The organism is Paenibacillus allorhizoplanae (assembly GCF_927798215.1).
Lineage (GTDB): Bacteria > Bacillota > Bacilli > Paenibacillales > NBRC-103111 > Paenibacillus_E > Paenibacillus_E allorhizoplanae.
In genome coordinates this window covers 228,034-247,230 of record NZ_CAKMMW010000007.1, presented here as the reverse complement: position 1 = coordinate 247,230, position 19,197 = coordinate 228,034, and the positions used below count along the sequence as shown (strand labels likewise).

Here is a 19,197-nt window from a genome sequence, read left to right as displayed (position 1 = left end):
AGCTTTTTCCTTTTTATGGGAAAAGAAGTGATGGATTCGCTCATTTTGATCAAAAATTGAGACCGCCTGGCCCTTACTGCCCCAAGGGATTGACTTACATTTCCAGAAACTGCGGGTTGAGACGATGTATATCGGCCCCTATACTGAGGAAAGCGAAAGGGGAGATGAAGATGATGTTGATTAAAAAACTAGTCGTAGTCGCACTCGTAGCTTCCTTTGGTTTAGGAATGAATGCAGGTACGTGGAGCCCGAAGGCATCCGCAGCAGAAGCTACGACTTTAAAGCAAGGCACACAGAATGGTGATGTATGGGACGCACAATTCCGACTAAAAACTTTAGGCATATATGAGCCTTCTATAGATGGAAAATATGGTCCAATTACAGCCGCGGCAGTTCGTAACTTCCAAACGAATTATGGACTTAGTGTGGATGGGATCGTTGGTGCGAAGACGTGGGAGTACTTGCGTAAATTCACAGTGAATCAAGCTGAGCTGGACATGCTGGCTAAAGTTATTTACAGTGAAGCACGCGGTGAATCCTATGAGGGTCAAGTGGCTGTTGGAGCGGTTGTTATGAACCGATTAAAATCCAGCCAGTTTGAGAACACCATTCAAGGCATTGTATTCGAAGTTGGCGCCTTTACGGCAGTCAGCGATGGCCAATATAATTTAACACCGGATAGTCAAGCTTATAAAGCTGCATTAGAGGCAGTTCGCGGCTGGGATCCAACGGGTGGCGCGCTTTACTATTTCAACCCGAAGACAGCGACAAGCGCATGGATCTGGACTCGTCAACAGACGGTACAGATAGGGAATCATATTTTTGCAAAATAAATGTGTGTGCGACTCGTGTGATGAACGCGATGTATAAATAAAAACACCTCTAGCTGGAGCCGCTAATGCGAGCTCGTGTAGGGGTGTTTTTTGCCATAGTGAAACAAATCATACCAGCTGCTCATGCGTCGGCTTGCTCTTCATACCAAGGATTCAAGTGGACCAACACCTCATCCACATCGTTATGGGCTTCTTTAATTTTCTGCTTAATACTACGGCTGATGTCATGACCTTCTTGAATCGTTAGCTGGCCTGGAATGCCAAGTCTCGCATCAACTAATATGTAATGACCATGTTCCCTCGCTCTTAGTCGATCAATCCGCTTGACCTCTGGTACAGTACGAATCAGCTGGGCATATTGCTCGATATAGGTCGAATTCACACTTCGCTCCATCAAAATATCGAAAGACTCGCTGCCCATTTCGTACGCCAGCTTCAATACAAGAAATGAAACGATAATACCCGCTACAGGATCTCCATACGCCAAGTAGCTAATATTGTAGTGATCACCTAGCAATGCCAAGCCAATCCCCACCGAAGCTGCAATTGAGGCGTACACATCTGCCAAATGGTCGTAGGCCGTAGCAATCAACCCTTTGCTATTAAGCTTCTGTCCTATCCGCATCGTATAGACATAGAGAATTTGTTTCCAGACGAGGGAGACGATAGCCGCACAAAAGGCAATAATATGCGCCTCACCCGCTGGTTCGAATAAGGCATGAATCGAATGATAGCCCATATAGATAGCGGCTCCGCCTAATATAATCGCAACAATAAAAGCGCCGAGTACTTCCGCTTTTCCATGTCCGTATGGATGCTCTACATCCGCTGGCTTCGAGGACACGCGCATGGAGCTATACGCGGTTGCCGTGGCGATAACGTCTCCAGCATTATGAATGCCGTCGGCAATTAGCACTTGGCTATTAAACAGAAGGCCGACAATGATTTTGATCGCGGTCAGCACAATGTTACTGGCCAGGCTTATCCAAATCGCCAGCATCGAGGCTGTCTTCTTCATGACTTCCACTCCCTTCCCACGTTTAGTATGGCTTTTCAGCGGCAAAGCATCCGTCCGTGTTGGCTAGGTAGTGGGGATTAATGAGTGGATGGGGATTGGGATGCGACGCGGTGTGATGATAGATGGTGACTATGATGATGAGGTGCTGAGGAATGTTAGCTGGGATATCCTGGGGTTTGACTATTTGCGAGATAGAGCTGTGGAAAGTGCTTATTTGAGATAAACCTGCGGGATATCGCGGATTAAGGTGATTGAAAGTGCTTATTTCCTGCTTTACGTGGTATTTTGAGTGTAAAACGGGAAATAAGCACTCCTCGAGTGCTTATTTGAGATAAACTCGTGGGATATCACGAGTTAAGGTGATTGAAAGTGCTTATTAGCTGCTTTACGCGCTATTCTTGGCGTAAATGCGAGTTAAGACTACAGAGGTGCTTAGCGCAGCATCGTGCCCATCCGGCGCGCCGCCTCCATAATCGTCGGCGCCTGCTCTTGCATCAGCTCCAGCGTGAGCCTGTTCGCTGGACCCGAGACCGCGAGGGCGGCCACTAGACGGCCGCCGCGGTCGAGAATCGGCGCGGACACAGCCGCCGCGCCAGGCTCGCGCTCTTCGACGCTCGTGGCGAAGCCCGCGCGTCGTGTGTCGCTGAGCTGCTGCAGGTATGCCTGCGTGTCTAACCCTGTCGGCCAGTCGGCCGAGGTTAGCAGCTGCTCCAGCAGCCCTGGCTCAGCAAAGGCGACGAGCACCTTGCTCGAGGCGCCGACGTAAAGCGGCATTCGCGCCCCGACAGGGGCCACACGGCGAATGGCATGGTTACTCTGCACGGCTTGGATGCGCACGCGAACCAGGCCGTCCTGCACGTATAGCGAGATCGTCTCGCCGAGCTGATCGCGCAGCCGCTCCATCTCCGGCAGCAGGATGATGCCGGGGTCTCCCTCTTTGGACAGGTTAGCCGAAAGCTCCCAGAGACGGTAGCCCAGTCTGTACTTATCCGTCGCTTCATCACGCATGATGAAGCCCTTGCCTTCAAGCGATGCGAGAAGGCGATGCACGGTGCTTTTGTGAAGCTGCACACGTGTAGCAATTTCGGTTAACGTCAATTCTGACGCCCCTGTGAAACAAAGCATAATATCTAAAGCGCGCTCAACAGCACGCACGGTCAGCTTGCCATCTTCCATAGAAGAGTCACCACCTTTATACACCAAACTGTTTCACTATATGAAACCTTGTTATGTTCAGTATAACGAAACTACGTGGAACCGTAAAGGTCAAACACCTCTTTTTCCCATTATTACAGAACCGTTACAAAAGGCTTACAAATGCCGCATCTACATTGACTTGAAAGCGCATTCAGAATAATATTAAAGTACAGAAACACTTATCAGAATATTTAAACAATTAACTCCCCCTTCCAATTTTACACCACTAACTAGCAGAATTTCACATACAGATCTTCACGGAGGGAGGCTTCATCGATGTCTACAACCACACTAAATCCTGTAACGGGATCGCTGCAACCCACTCTTGATCAGGTTACACAACCTTTTTTACGCAGGAAAAAGCTAATCGCCACAACTTTTTTAGTATTATTAATCCTATGCACCTCAGTCGTACTGATCTTCCACGCTTATATTGCTTGGACCTTGGCTAGGCCACATATTGAGCCTCTACATTCGAATCCGATGAAAGCAGTCCGACTTCCTTATACAAACATTTCATTCCCGAGTCTAAACGGTAAATCCAACTTAGATGGCTGGTTCATCGCAGCAGCAGGCTCGAGTAAAACTGTTATTTTCTCACATGGCTATGGAGGCAATCGTGAAGAAGAATGGGTTCCTTTGTACACCTTAGCCCGTGAGCTCCATAAAAAGCAGTATAACGTTCTCATGTTTGACTATGGCTACGTGAATCCCACAAGTAGTCGCCTCATGACCGGCGGTGTTCAGGAATCCCAAGAGCTGCTTGGGGCCATTGATTACGTCAAACAATCCACTGGCGGTTCGATCTTTATTTGGGGCTTTTCCATGGGAGCAGGCACTGCCTTACAGACTGCTCTACAGCAAAACGGAGATATTTCAGGGATGATCCTAGACAGCACATTTCTGCTGAACTCAGACACCCTTTATCAAAATATGAATCAAGTCGTACATCTGCCAAAATACCCTTCTCTCCCACTTGTTCGTTTATTCTTTCCTTTACTTAATGGCGTAAGCTTGCACGACGTGCCTTTCACTAAAGTGACCACAACGTCATATGAGATGCCGATCTTCATGATTCATGGCACAAATGATAACAAGGCTCCTCATGTTTTAGTCGAGGCTATGTTCAAGCAACAACACAACACCGCTTCTAAGCTATGGATTCTCCCTAACGCACAGCATGAACTTCTGTATCGCGCTGAGCCCAAAACGTATGTGAGCCGCACAATGGACTTCCTCGGCAGTATTGAACCATCGGCCACATCCGAGCACGTTAACGCTGGTATTCCCTCCTCCCTATAAAATCGACCTCTGATGAGGTCGGTATTTTTTTGGCCATTTAACGGCTTGCATACCTATACGAGCCTATACGAAAAGAGGTAAGCAGCGCTTACCTCTCATCACCAAATTGGCCAACTTCTCAACCGTATGCGCCCAAGCCAATACTTAACTAGAAAACCTACAGCTAATCCAGACATTTTCCATCAAATATTGAATTTAAATGGAAAAAGTACAGCTAATAGCTGTACTTTCCACCAATCCCCCTAAAACTCGCTTAATTAACTACAGGAATTCCATCTAATCATCTAAAATGTGAAAAACCGGCTAGATTAGCTGGAGAAAATCCATCTATTTGCTGGTGGCAGGTTCGTGAAAATGGGTTGGCGGGGTTTGGGTACTTCTAAGGTACTTGTCGGTGCTTGGGTACTTCTAAAGTACTTGTTGGTGCTTGTGGCTACTTATAACTGCTTGTAGCTGCTTGTAGCAACCCGCACCTGCTCCTGCTTCTATCCCCATGTAGCTACCTGCAGCCGCTCACCGTTACAAGCAGACAGAAGTTGAATGGGCCTGCCCCCACTCAATCCATCTCGTAAATCGAGCCCGATTTACTCGCAAACAGCTCCGCATATACCTTCTCAGCATACGCATCGGTCATGCCTGAGATATAGTCCGCGACGAAGCGCGGCCAGCTCCAATTACTATTCGTGCTGCGCCGCTCGTAGCTATCGATCCAGTCAGGCGGGATGATCCACTGCCCTTTGTCCTTATCGATGAAGCTGTCCCAGAGACGCTCGACGATGATTTCGCTGCGCTTTTGCAGGCGCAGGACGCGGAAATCCTTGATCAGCGTGACCCACGCCAGCTTCTTGAGGATTTCCATCGTCCGTAGCAGATCCATATCCTCTGCGCCGTCTTTGACGAGAGCGACTTTCTTCCAGCCGCGCTCCGTGTCGTCAATGATGTCGAGGCGGCTCGCGAATGAGCTGACCCAACGGGCTTTCATCTCTCTGCGCGTCCGTGATTCCTCACGGTTGCACTCTGCAAATATGAGCTCCCATTGCTCCAAATAATCGTGCAGCACGCGCCGCACCATTTGCTCGATATCAACTTGCTCCCAGCCGAATTTATGCTGATTGGGATCGTTCAATATCTCCATCACGAGATGTCGAATCAATCGTTGATCTTCGAAAAAGGTAGCGTTCATTTGAATTTTGCCTGCCCGAATGCCATCCTCGATATCATGCGTAGAATACGCAATATCATCGCAGAGGTCCATCAATTGCGCTTCCAATGTGGAGCAGCCCACTGGCATTTTCCAAGTGTCACGCAGCTCACGAATAACGTCCCACTCCGCGCCGTATACACCCTTCAGACGACCTTCTTCCTCAATGAGGAAGGGATATTTATTAATACCGAGAAGCACAGCTGCCGTCAGATCCAGACCACTCTCGCTGCCAGCTCGTTTTTCAAGAAACATGAGGATCCGGAAGTTTTGCGCATTGCCCTCATACTTCAAGCCGTGATCCTTCATCAGGATATGATTGAGAACTTCTTCGCCCTTATGTCCAAAAGGCGGGTGGCCGAAGTCATGCGCAATGGATGCGCACTCGACCACGGTCGGATCGATGATCAGGCCTGGATGCTCTCTTTTGCTCAAAAAGGGATTCGTCCGCTCTAAACGCTTCGCCACTTCTCGCGCAATCTGTGCAACCTCCAAGGAGTGCGTCAGACGAGTCCGATAGTAATCTCCCGAGCCGGCCCCGAAAACCTGAGATTTCCCTTGTAGACGCCGAAAAGTTGGTGACTGAATCAACCTTGCATAATCCCGTTCAAATTCATCCCGTTCTTCACTCCACTTCGAGGAAGCTGCCTCACCAGGCCGATATTTCCGTATGTTGTTCATATGCTTGCCTCCTCTAGCCCTCTAGCGCTGTAGGGCGCCGATCTCACCTGTATCCTCCTGCTGGGGCGATTCCTCACACTGCTATCAGTTTATGCGAGAGCATGTACGATAGTCACCATTCTCCCCCCTGATGCAGAAGGATTATTAATTTAAAAGAATACTATATTCTCCATGCCCCAACAAGCCTAACCTGGTGCACAACTGAAAAAAGGGAATGATGCACAAGACGATTGTCTTCGTGCACATTCCCCAGTGCTCTTATTATTTTAATAAAGATAGAAATTCCGAACGCAGTGTTGCATCCTTACGGAAGGAGCCGCGCACAGCAGATGTTACGGTTTGACTGCCGTATTTCTTCACACCTCTTGCGCACATGCACATATGCTCGCCTTCAACGACAACCATGACGCCATGCGGCTTAAGCACATCGAATAGGATGTCAGCAATTTCAGAAGTAATCCGTTCTTGTACTTGCAGCTTGCGTGTAACAACATCAACTAAACGAGCAAATTTGCTGAGACCAGCCACTTTACCGCTCGGTAAGTAACCAACATGGACTTTGCCAAAGAAAGGCGCCATATGGTGCTCACACTGGCTGTAGTAAACGATATCTTTGATAATAACAAGCTCTTCATGCTGTTCATCAAAAGTAACACCAAGTACTTCGCGTGGATCTGCTGCATACCCTGCAAAAATTTCTTCGTACATACGCGTTACACGAGCTGGCGTATCCAACAGACCTTCCCGATCTACATCTTCACCAATCAGTCGCAAAATTTCACGGACATGACTTTCAATCTGCTCGCGATTTTCTGCGACTAATCCATTTTTATAATCGATGGATGCCATCTTCTCTATCACTCCACCCTATTTTCACTTGATAATATTTTATTTCCGCTTTTGATTAAAATTTTGGTTTTTCATCATCTGTTGTGCTTTATTCAATTGTTGCTTATTCATGTTGTAGCCCATTTGCTTCGCCATTTTGGCTAGCATTTCAGGATTGTTTTGCATGGATTCGAGCTGTCTCTTCAAATAGAATACACCAATAAAGAAACCGCCAACCAAACCTGCAATCAATGTGAGAATGGGAATTAAATAACTCCACATAACCTGTGCCCCCTGCTTGTACATATTTAGAATAGAATGCTTGTTCTATCATATCATTTCTGTTCCACGGTTTACAAATTAAAGAACTTGCTCAATGAATAAAGTCGTTTCCTTCGCCAGATCGATCTCTTTGATGTCCAATACTTTATCTGTGGCATCCTGCTTCACAATCCGAATAATCGGACGCGTTGGAAGTCCTCTATGCTGACCAACGACAACACCAGTCTCCCGATTCGTCAACCGCACCGAAGTTCCTGTCGGATAAATCGAAACAATTTTCAAAAATTGAATCAACACATCGCGATCCAGCTTCGTTTCCGCCAACGCCAGCATATATTCACAGGCTTCATGCGGTAGCTTGCGGCGTCCTGCAGACATATCAAAGAGTAAGTTGTCGTACATATTGGCGACGGCCGTGATTTTGGCATAGAGATGAATATCTTCGCCCATGATCCCTCTCGGAACGCCTTCTCCATTCAGTGCTTCATGATGCTGAAAGGCTACATGTGCTATGAGCAGATTGAACTCCCGCTTATTCTTCAATAGCTCAAACCCGCGCCACGTATGATGCCGCCGCGGATCCTCCGATTCATCGTCTGTGAGCAGCTCCACTTTACCAATATCATGCAGAAGCGCTCCCATAGCGAGATCTTTCAATTGGGTCGCATTCATCCCCATATTCATCCCGATGAGGACAGCCATCATGCAGACGTTCATGGCATGGATATACATTTGATTATCCTGGGTCCGTATGTCGTTCAACTGTACGAGGACATCACGATTTTTCATAATCTCATCTAGTAGTGTGTTGATGGACATGCTGACATTGCGCGAGTTGAAATCTTTGCCCGACTGGATCGATGCGAACGTCTGCCCCATCTGTGTCATGACAAGCCGCTTCGTTTCGTCCGACAGAATTTCTGGGATTTCCACATCTTCCAAGTTCGGGTCTTTGATATAAATCATCGTCACGCCAATTCGATTCAGTGTATTAATCATAAATACGGTTAGCTGCACATTCTCCGAAAGCAAAATAGCCCCATTGCTGGCATATATCGTACGTCCCAGGTATTGACCAGACTCCACCGAATCCAAATGCACATATTTCATAGGATTCACTCCACATGTTGTAATTGTTGAACTTCTAGGTTAGCAATGTTCGTTGTTCCAAATCTAATAAGTGCACTTTGGTCGGAAGTCCCCCGCCATAACCCACAAGATCTCCGTTTGCCCCAATGATCCGATGACATGGAATAATGACAGGAATGGGATTTTGATTGTTCGCTCCCCCTACCGCTCGAACAGCTTTAGGTGAGCCAATCGCTTCCGCTATATGTTTATAGGATGCTGTCTCCCCATAAGGGATCGTTTGCAAGGCCAGCCATACTCGCTTTTGGAACTCCGTCCCTTGTAAATCCATATCCCCTTCAAAGCTCTCTCGTTCTCTTTTAAAATACTGCGTTAACTGCTCAGCTACGGATGCTAGCTGCTCCGCATTTTCGCTAAGCTCAAACGCCCCATACCAACGACTTGCCCACTGCTCACGTTGATCTCGATTCTTCTCATAGGTACCGAACTCGACCTTGCAGAGGCCCTGTGGGGAGGCCACAAGCACGAGGGGACCGATGGGCGAGTCGATCTCGGTATAGGTGAGCACGACTGTTTCTTGCTGCTGTTTCATCTTATTCCTCCTGTACGGCCACTGCTCGACTGTTCTGTACAGCCATGGCTTTCTCGATGTCCGTTATCACCTGCGGCTCTTGCTCAGCCGCAGCAGCTTTAGTTAAAGCGGCGAAAGCTTCCTCGCCGCCGATGCGCCCCAACGCCCACGCTGCAGTAGCCCGGATTTCCGGGCGAGGGTCGCTAAGCAGCAGATCACTCAAGACCGGCACCGCTGTGCGGTCCTTGAAATTGCCCAGCGCGATGATCGCGTTGCGCTGGATGGGCTTTTTGCCGCGCCAGGAAGCCGCAATGCGCCCGTACTGCTCTTTGAAATCCTTGTTCGACATCGTGAGCAAGGGAATGAGCAGCGGCTTGACCTTCTCCGGGTCAGGCTGCAGTTCGGGATGATGCGTCCAGTTCATCCCCTTGTTCTTCGGGCAGACGACCTGGCACGTATCACAGCCGTAGAGTCGGTTGCCGATTTTGCGTTTGTATTCGTCATCCACATACCCTTTGGTCTGTGTGATGAACGAGATGCAGCGGCTCGAATTGAGCTGCCCTGGGCCGACTAGCGCCCCTGTTGGACAGGCATCGATGCAAATCGTGCAGTCTCCGCACTGGTCCATAATACCTATATCGGATTCGAATGGGATGTTCGTGATCATTTCGCCCAAATACACCCACGACCCCCATTCGGGGGTGATGACGGCGCAGTTTTTGCCGCTCCAGCCGATGCCGGCACGTTCGGCAACAGCGCGGTCGACGAGGGCACCGGTGTCGACCATGCTCTGCAGTCTCGCCTCCGGCACGCGCTCGGCGATGAAGGCTTCCAGCTTCGCGAGCCGATCGCGAAGCACGTCGTGGTAGTCGCTCCCCCACGAGGAGCGCGAGATCATGCCCCGATACGCGCCAGGCTCGGATCGGGGCGGGTTCGAAAGCTTCGACGGGTACGCGACGGCGATCGAGATGATCGACCGTGGCGCGTCGAAGCTCAGCTCAGGATGTACACGCTTCTCGATGTCCGGCTCCTCGAAGCCGGATTCGAAACCCTTCTCCCTGTGGCGGAGAAGGATGTCTTTCAATGCGTGAAACGGCTCCGCAGAAGTGAAGCCGATCTTATCAATACCAAGAGAGGGCGCGGCTTCCACGATCTCTTGTTGTAACTTGCTCCAGTCTGTTGTGTTTGCCATGGAAACCGCCAATCTGCTCACCTCTCTCTTTCACATCATCTTATGTTTGAATTTACAGCTTCCCCGCCATATCGAGCGGCCATAACACAAAGTCAGCCCGTCCTTGGACGAGACTGATCGGTATGACCCCGAACATACGGCTGTCTGCGCTTGCTGCCAGATGCCGATTATCGCCCATTACGAAGATCTGGCCCGGTCCGACCTCTGTCGGTCCGAAGTCACCATCTTCGATTGGCGTATCCGCATACGGTTCGGTGACTTTATCGCCGTTCACATAGAGAGCCCCTTGGCGGCTCTGTACTTCATCACCTGCGATAGCCACAACCCTTTTGACCAATAAAGGGTGCTGAGGCAGGGCAAGCTTCTCCGGCTCTTTGAGAATGACGATTTCACCACGGCTCGGTGCTTTCAAATAGGTGATGGCTTTGTTCACGAAGAGCCACTCGCCCTCTCGAAGCGTCGGATCCATCGAGTGACCGCGCACCGTAGACAAATTGAAACCGAATTGATGAACAATAATAACAACAAGAAGAGCTACGAGAATGGATTTCGTCCAATCCCACAGCTCGTGCGTAAAGCTTTTCGATTCATGAACATACCCTTGTACAGAAACTTGCCTTTTCGAATCTTCTCGCCCTACGAAGAAGCTCACTCAACCGCCTCCGCTCTTATACTTTTCCCATTGCTCATAATAGTAGATCACCATATCATCCTGAAAAGGCGGCTTGTCCTCATTCACTAACGACAGCAGCGCTGCAAGCCCTTCTTTCACCTTCGTTTCGACAAGGGACGAGTAATGGTAGCAGAGCTTATGACGCTCGTATTCATCTTGATCCACAATATGTACCGTTCGATCTGGCAACCGAATAACGTCCAAATCATAATCGATATATGTTAAAATTTGCTGATTCACGTATAAAGGAGAGGCCACATTACAGTAATAGCGAACCCCTGTCTCCTCCATGAGAGCAACGATATTAAACCACATTTTCGGAATAAAAAAAGAAACCCCTGGAATGCGGCTAACCCACTCTTTGCCATCCGCTTCTTGAATCTTAGTCTGACTATTAATGAACACAAGCATGCCCTGTTTCTGATGCTCTTCGTGGAGCATACTTGAAGGAACCCGCCAATTGGTCAACCACATGCGATGGAGATGCCCGTCGTGTTTGAAGCTTTTTATCACATACGGCGTGAAATTATCCATGTTCCAAGCTCCTCTGTAAATTGCTGCCGAAACGTTACCTTATTATACTAGAAAAGCATATCTGACCCCCAATTGCAATGGCGGCACAGATATGCTCCCTATAAGTAAACTTATTTTACTTCCCTACCCGTAACAAGTGAAGACTAGACGCTTACTTTTTTCACAATGCTAAGTCGATGAGCAGCTCTGGAAAAGTCATCTGAACTGTAACCAGCAGACTCATACACAGGCAGCACCATTTCATTGTGCACATCTACCGTTACCATAATTTTCTTAACATTCCGCCCGAGAAACCGCTGCTTCATTGCCTCGATCAAAGCTTTGCCGATACCCTTACGTTGATATGCTGTTGCGACTGCGATCCTATAGTAGTAGCCATTGTTGTTATCAATTGTGCCGATAATCATGCCTACGACTTGCTCTTCTTCTTGAGCGATTAAAACAAGCTCCGTGTCCCACGAAAGCTGACGAGCGAAGGCTTCAATCGTCTCCTCATAGCAGGTTTCCGACAGAACGTCTTCTAGAAGTTCTTTAACCGAAGAGGTATCACCAAGTTGAAATGAACGAACATGCATACGGTTCTCTCCCAATTCCATATTAATTTGTAGAGATTAATTTTCTGGTAAAGAAGTAAATACGACAAAAAAACACGAAATCCTGCTGAAAATGTGGTGAAATTCACAAAAAACTTTGTTTTTTTCGATATATCTCTTGAAAGCGCTTAAATGCAAGCGTTTTCAATTAGTGGAGTTTCATTTTAGCTGATTATTCTAGTTCTTTTTACCTCTATGTCATTCGTTATGATCTAGCCTATAAGACGCATAAAAGACGATGCGCCAAGGAACAATGAAAGACAGAACCTTGAAATTGAGAATTTATGGGATGGATGAACATGGAACTGATCCGCCGCTTATTTAAAGCCGCACATCGGATGGTCGAAGAAAACTCCAACGATCAACAGGAACCGCCATCGTCCGAAATCGTCGAAATATCGGTAAAACTATCGGAGAATATCGATCAACTCGCCACGATTTTCAGCGATACGCCAGATTTGATCGTTCGCACATTTACTTATAAACAATCGGGAGTTCCAGCAGCTCTTGCCTATCTCGATGGGCTTGTGGATAAAAACTCCATCAATAATAACGTCCTCCACGAACTCATGTTTCACACGACTACGGATGACAGAGATGAATTACCTGTCGCTTTAGGAGAAATCAAAAGCCTTCTTACTTGGGAAACCGTAGAAAATTCAATTTTACGTGGCTATAGTATTCTTTTCATCGATGGCCAAGCCCATGCTTTCTCCTTAGAAACACAGGGCTGGCCGCAACGGGCCATTGAGGATTCCCAAATTGAAGCCTCGCTGAAGGGCGCGCATCAAGGCTTTGTTGAAACAGGTAGTCAAAATATTGCCTTAATTCGCCGATATATCCCCAGCCGTGAGCTCAAGATTAAAGAACTTTATGTCGGAAACAGGACCAAAAGTAAGGTATCCATCTTGTATTTAGAAGATATTGCGCTCCCTGACATACGCATTGAATTAGAGCGTCGCATCTCCAGCTTGCAGATCGACTGCATCTTAAATACGGGCGAGCTTGCGGAGCTGATCGAAGATAACCCCTTCTCCCTGTTTCCACAAATGATTACAACCGAACGACCGGACACGGCAGCATCCCAACTGTTGCAAGGACGCTTTTGTGTCATCGTAGATCGATCATCGAGTGTATTAATTGCACCCGTTGGCCTAGCCGCCTTCTTCCAGGGTATTGATGACTACAGTACGCGTTGGCCCGTAGCGACCTTCTTTCGACTGCTTCGTTTCTTCGCTTGTATTATCGCAGCGTTTCTTCCCGCATTTTATATTGCCTGTGTTTCCTATAATCATGAACTGATTCCCTTGGACTTGATTTTGTCCATTGGGGAGTTTCGATCGGCGGTTCCCTTTCCGCCTTTCATTGAAGCACTCATCATGGAGATTATGCTCGAAATGTTAAGAGAGGCAGGCGTCCGTCTTCCTGCGCCAGTTGGTCAAACTGTCGGGATTGTAGGAGGTATTGTCATTGGACAAGCAGCCGTTCAAGCAGGCATCGTGAGCAATCTCATGGTCGTTGTTGTTGCCTCCACGGCGGTTGCCTCCTTCATTCTCCCAAATTATGATATGGCTGCTTCCGTTCGATTAATTCGCTTCCCGATGATGACGATTGCCTCCCTATACGGGATCATTGGGATTATAGCAGGTGCAATGGTCATACTAGCTCACCTCATTAGTTTAAAATCACTCGGTGAACCGTATAGCACGCCCATTGCACCGGTTCGAATGGCGGACTGGAAAGATGTTTTCATCCGCCTGCCGCTCAAAAAAATGGTCCACCGTCCCAAAAGTGTACGCACGCTTCAAAAACGTCGGTATGGCATGATGAAAAAGGAAGGAGACGACTCTTCATGATTCCAGGCAAAGGCAATCAGATTACGCTGTTTCAATATATTTTGATCATTCACAGTGTTCAATTAGGCGTAGGCCTTATCCCTCTGCCTGGCGAACTTGCGAAAGGCTGCGGAACCGACGGATGGATTGTTCTAATCATCGGATGGCTTATTTCTATCGTCAGCAGTCTGATTATTATCCAGATCATGAAGTCGCACCCCAATGGCACGATCATTGATTTATTGAGTCATTACTTTGGCAAATGGGTTGGAAAGGTGGGAATGGTTATGTTTGTCGGCTATTTCCTTCTTTATATCTTTTTAATTTATAATCGTATGGCCCTGTTAGTTCAGAATTGGATTATGCAGCAAACGAATATTGCTGTTCTCATGCTGCTTTTCCTCCTACCCGCTTATATGATTACTAGAGGTGGATTTCGCATCATCGGACGCTATTCTGAAATTATCCTGTTCCTTTCAAGCGCCTTACTATTAACATCCTTCTATCTATTCAAACATGCGCAATGGATTCATCTGCTCCCCATCCTGAAACATGGCTGGATACCTATATTACAAACCCTAAGAACCAACATTCTTTCTTTTGTCGGGTTTGAAATTACCTTCTTTCTATACCCCTACTTAGAAAAAAAAAGTTCTGCTTCCCTCGGCATCATTATTGCGAATTCCGTCACTTTTTTTGTTTACATGCTGTTTACTTTACTTGCTTTTGTCAATTTCAGTCCAGACGAGATCACACAATACCATAATACGCTCATCTCTTTATTTAAAATCATTGAGTTTCGCTTTCTGGAACGCTTTGATATTTTAATCCTGTCCGTCTACTTGCTGATTATCGTAAGAACCTTCATTCCTGTGCTATATGCGGCAGTTATTTGTACACAGCAGCTTGGGCTCAAAGGACAGCCCCGACTGCATATCCTCCTCATACTTACCGTTATGGTAGGTGTCACTTGGGTTTGGAAACCTGGTTGGAATGACAGTGTGCGTTTAAGTGATATTGTTCAAAATATTGGCATCGGGATCGCTTTTGTTATACCGCCGCTCTTATGGGCCATTCTATCGGGCATGCGTCGCATCTTAAGGAGGTCCTCCCCATGAAGCCGATGCGGACAAGCCTTATTTTGTTTCCGCTTTTTGCTTTCTTCATTCTGATATCTAGCTGTAAAGATCAAATGCCCTTAGAAAATGTGACGCTTGTTCTCATGGTCGGGTTGGATTTGGATAAAGATAATAATCTCGTCATTTATGCATCAAGTCCCGTCTTTAATAAGGAAGCCAAGGCGAAAAATGAAGTCACCAAAGTCACAGCGGTTAACATAAGGGATAGCCGAAACGAATTTGACACGCGAGTTTCGGCACTTGTTAGCGCAGGTAAAATCCAAAATGTACTTATAAGCAAACGCATCTTGGCTCATGACGATTGGTTTAAGCTGCTGGATGTCTTCTACCGTGACCCTAAAACATCGGAAACGGCCAGAGTGATCGCCGTTGAGGGCTCCGTCGAGGAGATTATGAACTTTGCGCCTGCGGATAAACGGAGAATGTCCATGCATATTGCCAAGCTCCTGGATACCGCGCATATACGCAATTTGGTACAAGTCTCGACACTATTTGACCTTCATCGGCAAATGTATGAGAAAGGAATTACACCCTACTTAACAAACCTCCGTAAGGATACGGAAGTTGTGGCAGCAGGCACGATGCTATTGAGTAAAAAAGGAAAGTATGCCTACGCTATTAGCAATACGGAGAACCAGCTTCTTCAGATGCTGCAAAAGGACAAGAATGGCGCTCTATCCTTCACCGTCAAACTTCCAGAAGAGAAAGGCGACTCCCCCTTTGTAACAGGCACACTCAGCTTCTATGCGTTGCGTATCAAAAGGGACTTGAAAGTCACTTTCGAGGAGAATAAGTTCGTTTTTGATATCCAATGCTCCATGCCTATTCAATTGACTGAAAAACCTTTCACCTTCGATGTGAGGAATGATGCTCCTAAGCTTGAAGCCGAGATCAATCAGCAGCTAGAAGCGCAGATGAAATCTCTGGTAAAAAAAATGCAAGAGCATGAAGTTGATCCCATCGGTCTAGGCCTTTATGCGCGCGCCTATCAATTCAAGGCCTGGGAGCGCGTACAGGATGAGTGGGGTCACGCGTTCTCGGAAGCTGATGTTCGTATCCACGTAAAGGCGAAAATAAAGAATATGGGTGAAACCCTATAAAGCATGTATGAGATGCGTGAAAAAACACCATCTTATAGGAGGATATTCCGTTGAGAAAGAGGTGACACCTATGTCAGATAACAAAAACGAACTAGATCATGAACTTACGGCGCACGAGTACCCCCGTGATATTCCGGATTTCCAGTTTCTAAGCACCAAGAAACCTGAGGAATGGACCGAAATCGAGCTGCTTCAGCTACACCGGACTATGAGCGACTTATCTCCCTACCTTCATGAGCAAGATACAGCCATGCATAATCAAATCACACGGGAAATGGAACGTCGCGGCATTTAAGGGACTACCGACTTAGTAAACACAAATGTTGCTTTATTAGCTGTGTTCCTTCATAATGAAATTGAAACTACATAATTTTTAGGAGGTATTTATTCAATGGCACATCAACTACCCGCTCTACCGTACGCAAACGACGCACTTGAGCCGCACATCGACGCAAAAACGATGGAAATCCATCACGACCGTCACCATAACGCTTACGTAACAAACCTGAATGCAGCTTTGGACAAACACCCAGCTCTGCATGACAAATCCCTTAACGACCTGATCGCTGACCTTAACAGCCTTCCTGAAGATATCCGTACTGCAGTTCGTAACAATGGTGGCGGACATGCTAACCACTCCCTATTCTGGGAAACAATCGGACCAGAAGCTGGCGGCGCACCTACAGGCGCTCTAGCAGCAGCAATTGACAGCGAGCTTGGCGGCTTTGATAAATTCAAAGCAGACTTCGCTGCAGCAGCAACTACACGTTTTGGCTCTGGCTGGGCTTTCCTAGCTGTTGACAAAGCTGGTAAATTGAAAGTGTACAGCTTGCCGAACCAAGACAGCCCGATCATGGAAGGCGAAACGCCGGTTCTTGGTCTTGATGTTTGGGAGCATGCTTACTACCTGAACTACCAAAACAAACGTCCTGATTACATCGCAGCTTTCTGGAACGTTGTTAACTGGAACGAAGTTGGCAAACGTTACGACGCAGCGAAATAATTGGATTTAAAAAAGCGACCCTTAGGGGTCGCTTTTTTAGTTTATTTATATAATCTGGGTGCGTATAAGGCAGCAACAGCTGCGTATTTGGGTGATGCAACTTCAAAGCTGATTTCTAGCTTCTTCACACCTTTAACGTCAAAAAAAACGAATTGATCAGACCCAACGTACACGCCGCCTGTTGCGATTAATTGACCATCCACATAAAATTTAATTTTAGGTGTTTCTGGGGAGTTCTTGGTGTAATCGTCAACATCATAATGCGTATTAAAGAATGCGTATTTACCATCCAAGTTATAAACAATCTTCTCACTCGTGGCATTGGAATCCAGCATTGCACTGATACCGCGTGCATATTCAACACCATCTCGGAGAAGCGGATGCAATTTCTCATCTCTAAAACTGGCATCGATGTTAACTCGTTTCAATACATTGGTACCGATAATTCTTTCATATTTCAAATCTGTTAAAGCGATGCCACTACGTCTAGCAGATTCCTCTTGATCTGCTTTGTAGGCAGCCGTTGAAGTATCTGTGTGAACATTAAACGTGGAATATGTCGTCTCTGAATCATTGGAAGCTGAAGGCAATTGCAACTCGGAATCATTGCTTGTTGGCGTCCCTGTTTGGTTGCCGTAATTTTGTGAATCCTTATATGGTGTTCCGTCAAATGGAACAGAGCCAGCACCTTGCAACTCGATTGTTTTGGTGGCATCATTCCAATTAACTTTCAGTCCCGAAACCTCTCCGACCGCTCTAAGTGGCACATAGGATGAGCCTTCATAAATAATTGGACTTAATTGTTTGCCATCTGGGTCTTTCGGTGCCCAAATTTGTCCATTCAACGTGAACTTTATTTCATGGTTTATAAATGCTTGAAGAAAAGAGCCCTAGGCTATGCCTAAAGCTCCTGGAAACAGCGATGCGCGATTAGCTATCCCTTCGGATTTGGACCATATTGATTATCGTTGACGTCACTATCCTGGCAGAAAAATACGAGCAGAATGATGAAACCAATCAAGGGAATGATGCCGAGCAGTATCCACCATCCACTTTTACCCGTGTCATGCAATCTACGAAAGGCTACAGCGAGAGAAGGTAAGAGGATAAATAGCGAATATAGGCCCGACAGGACTTGATCCAACCCGATAATGGCCTCCACAATACCTAACCCGATCGAAATAATAATATTGAACAAAACGAACATCCAATATTCCTTCCGTCTTGCTCTGCCTGAAAATCCTACATAATTCGATAACACCTTGACATACCATTCCATTGAGCATCGACTCCTTTCTTCTCCCATTGATATTCCAGGAAGAGGAATCTCATGCCATCAAGTGCCGGTTAGCAATTTTCCTTTACGTGCATGGAGCCTCGTTGTACCATGAAGGTAATACCATAATGAGGAAATGAGGTGGCAATTCCTTGAAATCCATTGTGCCATTGCTTCATAACATCCCCCTCTTTCAAGAGCTAATGGAAGAAGACCTAGTCGGGATTGCACCACTTTTTACAGTTAAGAAAGTAAATAAGGGAACTATCCTTTTTAAAGAAGGAGAAGTTGGCGAGGAATTGTACTTAATCCATTCAGGTGTCGTGAAAATATATCGTCTGGACGAGGCGAAAGAAGTCACACTAGCTTTATTCCGTGACGGAGACTTCTTCGGAGAAATGTCTCTGCTCAGTAATGGCATGACCCGCTCCGCTACAGCTGAGACCATGGCAGCCAGCACGATGTATGTGCTTAGTCGAACCGCATTCACTTCGTTCATGGAAAAGAGCCCTAGGCTATGCCTAAAGCTCCTGGAAACGACGATGCAACGATTACGACATGCCAATGATCAAATCTATGATTTGACGTTCCTTGGCGTGCGTTCACGTATTATTAAAACGATCCTTCGACTGTCTGAGCAGCACGGTATCTCTACGCCAGACGGTCTGCTTATTGATGTAAAACTGACTCATCAGCAGCTTGCCAACTTAGTTGGTACGGTGAGGGAATCCGTCACAAAGGTCCTGCAGGAATTGCTTGATGATGAGCTGATTCTCATTGATAAGAAGTTAATAACGTTAAGAAATATCGAGGCCATTCAGGCCGAAATTCGTTAAGATTGTAGTCTGCT

22 protein-coding genes are annotated in these 19,197 nt (G+C 46.9%); 9 read left to right on the top strand and 13 right to left on the bottom strand.

The window, feature by feature from the left end; all coding sequences use genetic code 11:
- Nucleotides 1-164: 164 nt before the first annotated feature.
- The gene (gene sleB, locus L6I86_RS14785; RefSeq protein ID WP_056617563.1) at nucleotides 165-833 is read left to right on the top strand and encodes a spore cortex-lytic enzyme; all 669 of its coding nucleotides are present in this window, start codon (nucleotides 165-167) and stop codon (nucleotides 831-833) included.
- A gap of 121 nt (nucleotides 834-954) precedes the next feature.
- Here sleB and L6I86_RS14780 read toward each other — a convergent pair whose 3' ends face one another.
- The gene (locus tag L6I86_RS14780; RefSeq protein WP_236288207.1) at nucleotides 955-1,851 is read right to left on the bottom strand and encodes a cation diffusion facilitator family transporter; all 897 of its coding nucleotides are present in this window, start codon (nucleotides 1,849-1,851) and stop codon (nucleotides 955-957) included.
- A gap of 70 nt (nucleotides 1,852-1,921) precedes the next feature.
- On the opposite strand from L6I86_RS14780, the gene L6I86_RS14775 reads away from it, so the two are divergent.
- Nucleotides 1,922-2,074, top strand: coding sequence for a hypothetical protein (locus L6I86_RS14775; RefSeq protein WP_236288205.1), 153 nt, complete (start codon nucleotides 1,922-1,924; stop codon nucleotides 2,072-2,074).
- A gap of 209 nt (nucleotides 2,075-2,283) precedes the next feature.
- On the opposite strand, the gene L6I86_RS14770 is transcribed toward L6I86_RS14775, so the two are convergent.
- Nucleotides 2,284-3,027 carry an IclR family transcriptional regulator gene (locus L6I86_RS14770; RefSeq protein WP_056617559.1) on the bottom strand — a complete coding sequence of 248 codons (744 nt, stop codon included), beginning with the start codon at nucleotides 3,025-3,027 and terminating at the stop codon, nucleotides 2,284-2,286.
- A 297-nt stretch (nucleotides 3,028-3,324) separates the two neighbouring features.
- Between L6I86_RS14770 and L6I86_RS14765 the strand changes: the two genes are divergently transcribed.
- Nucleotides 3,325-4,350 (top strand): alpha/beta hydrolase, encoded by a 1,026-nt coding sequence (locus L6I86_RS14765; RefSeq protein WP_236288203.1) that lies wholly within the window; start codon nucleotides 3,325-3,327, stop codon nucleotides 4,348-4,350.
- Nucleotides 4,351-4,906: 556 nt separating this feature from the next.
- On the opposite strand, the gene L6I86_RS14760 is transcribed toward L6I86_RS14765, so the two are convergent.
- The 9 genes from L6I86_RS14760 to L6I86_RS14720 form a co-directional block, all read right to left on the bottom strand.
- Nucleotides 4,907-6,232, bottom strand: a complete 1,326-nt coding sequence (locus L6I86_RS14760) for a deoxyguanosinetriphosphate triphosphohydrolase family protein (protein WP_236288201.1) — start codon at nucleotides 6,230-6,232, stop codon at nucleotides 4,907-4,909.
- 261 nt (nucleotides 6,233-6,493) lie between these two features.
- Nucleotides 6,494-7,081 (bottom strand): GTP cyclohydrolase I FolE, encoded by a 588-nt coding sequence (gene folE, locus L6I86_RS14755; protein WP_056617551.1) that lies wholly within the window; start codon nucleotides 7,079-7,081, stop codon nucleotides 6,494-6,496.
- A 39-nt stretch (nucleotides 7,082-7,120) separates the two neighbouring features.
- Nucleotides 7,121-7,342 (bottom strand): YneF family protein, encoded by a 222-nt coding sequence (locus L6I86_RS14750; RefSeq protein ID WP_056617548.1) that lies wholly within the window; start codon nucleotides 7,340-7,342, stop codon nucleotides 7,121-7,123.
- Nucleotides 7,343-7,420: 78 nt separating this feature from the next.
- The gene (locus L6I86_RS14745; protein WP_236288199.1) at nucleotides 7,421-8,452 is read right to left on the bottom strand and encodes an HD-GYP domain-containing protein; all 1,032 of its coding nucleotides are present in this window, start codon (nucleotides 8,450-8,452) and stop codon (nucleotides 7,421-7,423) included.
- Between the two features lie 34 nt (nucleotides 8,453-8,486).
- Nucleotides 8,487-9,023, bottom strand: coding sequence for a methylated-DNA--[protein]-cysteine S-methyltransferase (locus L6I86_RS14740; protein WP_236288197.1), 537 nt, complete (start codon nucleotides 9,021-9,023; stop codon nucleotides 8,487-8,489).
- Nucleotide 9,024: 1 nt separating this feature from the next.
- Nucleotides 9,025-10,194 carry a tRNA epoxyqueuosine(34) reductase QueG gene (gene queG, locus L6I86_RS14735; RefSeq protein WP_236288271.1) on the bottom strand — a complete coding sequence of 390 codons (1,170 nt, stop codon included), beginning with the start codon at nucleotides 10,192-10,194 and terminating at the stop codon, nucleotides 9,025-9,027.
- Between the two features lie 52 nt (nucleotides 10,195-10,246).
- Nucleotides 10,247-10,846 carry a signal peptidase I gene (gene lepB / locus L6I86_RS14730; RefSeq protein ID WP_236288196.1) on the bottom strand — a complete coding sequence of 200 codons (600 nt, stop codon included), beginning with the start codon at nucleotides 10,844-10,846 and terminating at the stop codon, nucleotides 10,247-10,249.
- Nucleotides 10,847-11,401: a DUF402 domain-containing protein gene (locus L6I86_RS14725; protein WP_236288194.1), complete on the bottom strand. Its 555-nt coding sequence runs from the start codon at nucleotides 11,399-11,401 to the stop codon at nucleotides 10,847-10,849.
- A gap of 143 nt (nucleotides 11,402-11,544) precedes the next feature.
- Entirely contained in the window at nucleotides 11,545-11,976 is a 432-nt protein-coding gene (locus L6I86_RS14720; RefSeq protein WP_157256964.1) for a GNAT family N-acetyltransferase, read from the bottom strand.
- A 302-nt stretch (nucleotides 11,977-12,278) separates the two neighbouring features.
- Here L6I86_RS14720 and L6I86_RS14715 point away from each other — a divergent pair, with 302 nt between their 5' ends.
- The 5 genes from L6I86_RS14715 to L6I86_RS14695 all read left to right on the top strand — a co-directional run bounded on the left by L6I86_RS14715 (nucleotide 12,279) and on the right by L6I86_RS14695 (nucleotide 17,071).
- Nucleotides 12,279-13,850, top strand: a complete 1,572-nt coding sequence (locus L6I86_RS14715; protein WP_338113411.1) for a spore germination protein — start codon at nucleotides 12,279-12,281, stop codon at nucleotides 13,848-13,850.
- Nucleotides 13,847-14,947: a GerAB/ArcD/ProY family transporter gene (locus L6I86_RS14710; protein ID WP_236288192.1), complete on the top strand. Its 1,101-nt coding sequence runs from the start codon at nucleotides 13,847-13,849 to the stop codon at nucleotides 14,945-14,947. The genes L6I86_RS14715 and L6I86_RS14710 overlap by 4 nt, the downstream gene beginning before the upstream one ends.
- Entirely contained in the window at nucleotides 14,944-16,068 is a 1,125-nt protein-coding gene (locus L6I86_RS14705) for a Ger(x)C family spore germination protein (protein ID WP_236288191.1), read from the top strand. The genes L6I86_RS14710 and L6I86_RS14705 overlap by 4 nt, the downstream gene beginning before the upstream one ends.
- 70 nt (nucleotides 16,069-16,138) lie before the next feature.
- Nucleotides 16,139-16,363, top strand: coding sequence for a hypothetical protein (locus L6I86_RS14700; RefSeq protein WP_236288189.1), 225 nt, complete (start codon nucleotides 16,139-16,141; stop codon nucleotides 16,361-16,363).
- Nucleotides 16,364-16,459: 96 nt separating this feature from the next.
- Nucleotides 16,460-17,071 (top strand): superoxide dismutase, encoded by a 612-nt coding sequence (locus L6I86_RS14695; protein ID WP_236288187.1) that lies wholly within the window; start codon nucleotides 16,460-16,462, stop codon nucleotides 17,069-17,071.
- A 41-nt stretch (nucleotides 17,072-17,112) separates the two neighbouring features.
- Here L6I86_RS14695 and L6I86_RS14690 read toward each other — a convergent pair whose 3' ends face one another.
- Nucleotides 17,113-17,916, bottom strand: coding sequence for an NPCBM/NEW2 domain-containing protein (locus tag L6I86_RS14690; RefSeq protein ID WP_236288185.1), 804 nt, complete (start codon nucleotides 17,914-17,916; stop codon nucleotides 17,113-17,115).
- Nucleotides 17,917-18,005: 89 nt separating this feature from the next.
- The gene (locus L6I86_RS14685; protein WP_056617522.1) at nucleotides 18,006-18,350 is read right to left on the bottom strand and encodes a DUF805 domain-containing protein; all 345 of its coding nucleotides are present in this window, start codon (nucleotides 18,348-18,350) and stop codon (nucleotides 18,006-18,008) included.
- A gap of 149 nt (nucleotides 18,351-18,499) precedes the next feature.
- Here L6I86_RS14685 and L6I86_RS14680 point away from each other — a divergent pair, with 149 nt between their 5' ends.
- The gene (locus L6I86_RS14680) at nucleotides 18,500-19,183 is read left to right on the top strand and encodes a Crp/Fnr family transcriptional regulator (protein ID WP_236288183.1); all 684 of its coding nucleotides are present in this window, start codon (nucleotides 18,500-18,502) and stop codon (nucleotides 19,181-19,183) included.
- Nucleotides 19,184-19,197: the final 14 nt, after the last annotated feature.

Excerpts from the sequence above, each read along its gene's own strand:
- L6I86_RS14685 (WP_056617522.1), bottom strand. The coding sequence starts at position 18,350 with ATGGAATGGTATGTCAAGGTGTTATCGAATTATGTAGGATTTTCAGGC.
- L6I86_RS14765 (WP_236288203.1), top strand. The coding sequence starts at position 3,325 with ATGTCTACAACCACACTAAATCCTGTAACGGGATCGCTGCAACCCACT.
- queG (WP_236288271.1), bottom strand. The coding sequence starts at position 10,194 with ATGGCAAACACAACAGACTGGAGCAAGTTACAACAAGAGATCGTGGAA.
- L6I86_RS14705 (WP_236288191.1), top strand. The coding sequence starts at position 14,944 with ATGAAGCCGATGCGGACAAGCCTTATTTTGTTTCCGCTTTTTGCTTTC.
- L6I86_RS14760 (WP_236288201.1), bottom strand. The coding sequence starts at position 6,232 with ATGAACAACATACGGAAATATCGGCCTGGTGAGGCAGCTTCCTCGAAG.
- L6I86_RS14700 (WP_236288189.1), top strand. The coding sequence starts at position 16,139 with ATGTCAGATAACAAAAACGAACTAGATCATGAACTTACGGCGCACGAG.
- sleB (WP_056617563.1), top strand. The coding sequence starts at position 165 with ATGAAGATGATGTTGATTAAAAAACTAGTCGTAGTCGCACTCGTAGCT.
- L6I86_RS14725 (WP_236288194.1), bottom strand. The coding sequence starts at position 11,401 with ATGGATAATTTCACGCCGTATGTGATAAAAAGCTTCAAACACGACGGG.
- L6I86_RS14745 (WP_236288199.1), bottom strand. The coding sequence starts at position 8,452 with ATGAAATATGTGCATTTGGATTCGGTGGAGTCTGGTCAATACCTGGGA.
- L6I86_RS14780 (WP_236288207.1), bottom strand. The coding sequence starts at position 1,851 with ATGAAGAAGACAGCCTCGATGCTGGCGATTTGGATAAGCCTGGCCAGT.
- L6I86_RS14720 (WP_157256964.1), bottom strand. The coding sequence starts at position 11,976 with ATGCATGTTCGTTCATTTCAACTTGGTGATACCTCTTCGGTTAAAGAA.
- L6I86_RS14740 (WP_236288197.1), bottom strand. The coding sequence starts at position 9,023 with ATGAAACAGCAGCAAGAAACAGTCGTGCTCACCTATACCGAGATCGAC.
- L6I86_RS14695 (WP_236288187.1), top strand. The coding sequence starts at position 16,460 with ATGGCACATCAACTACCCGCTCTACCGTACGCAAACGACGCACTTGAG.
- folE (WP_056617551.1), bottom strand. The coding sequence starts at position 7,081 with ATGGCATCCATCGATTATAAAAATGGATTAGTCGCAGAAAATCGCGAG.
- L6I86_RS14710 (WP_236288192.1), top strand. The coding sequence starts at position 13,847 with ATGATTCCAGGCAAAGGCAATCAGATTACGCTGTTTCAATATATTTTG.
- L6I86_RS14715 (WP_338113411.1), top strand. The coding sequence starts at position 12,279 with ATGGGATGGATGAACATGGAACTGATCCGCCGCTTATTTAAAGCCGCA.
- L6I86_RS14770 (WP_056617559.1), bottom strand. The coding sequence starts at position 3,027 with ATGGAAGATGGCAAGCTGACCGTGCGTGCTGTTGAGCGCGCTTTAGAT.
- L6I86_RS14750 (WP_056617548.1), bottom strand. The coding sequence starts at position 7,342 with ATGTGGAGTTATTTAATTCCCATTCTCACATTGATTGCAGGTTTGGTT.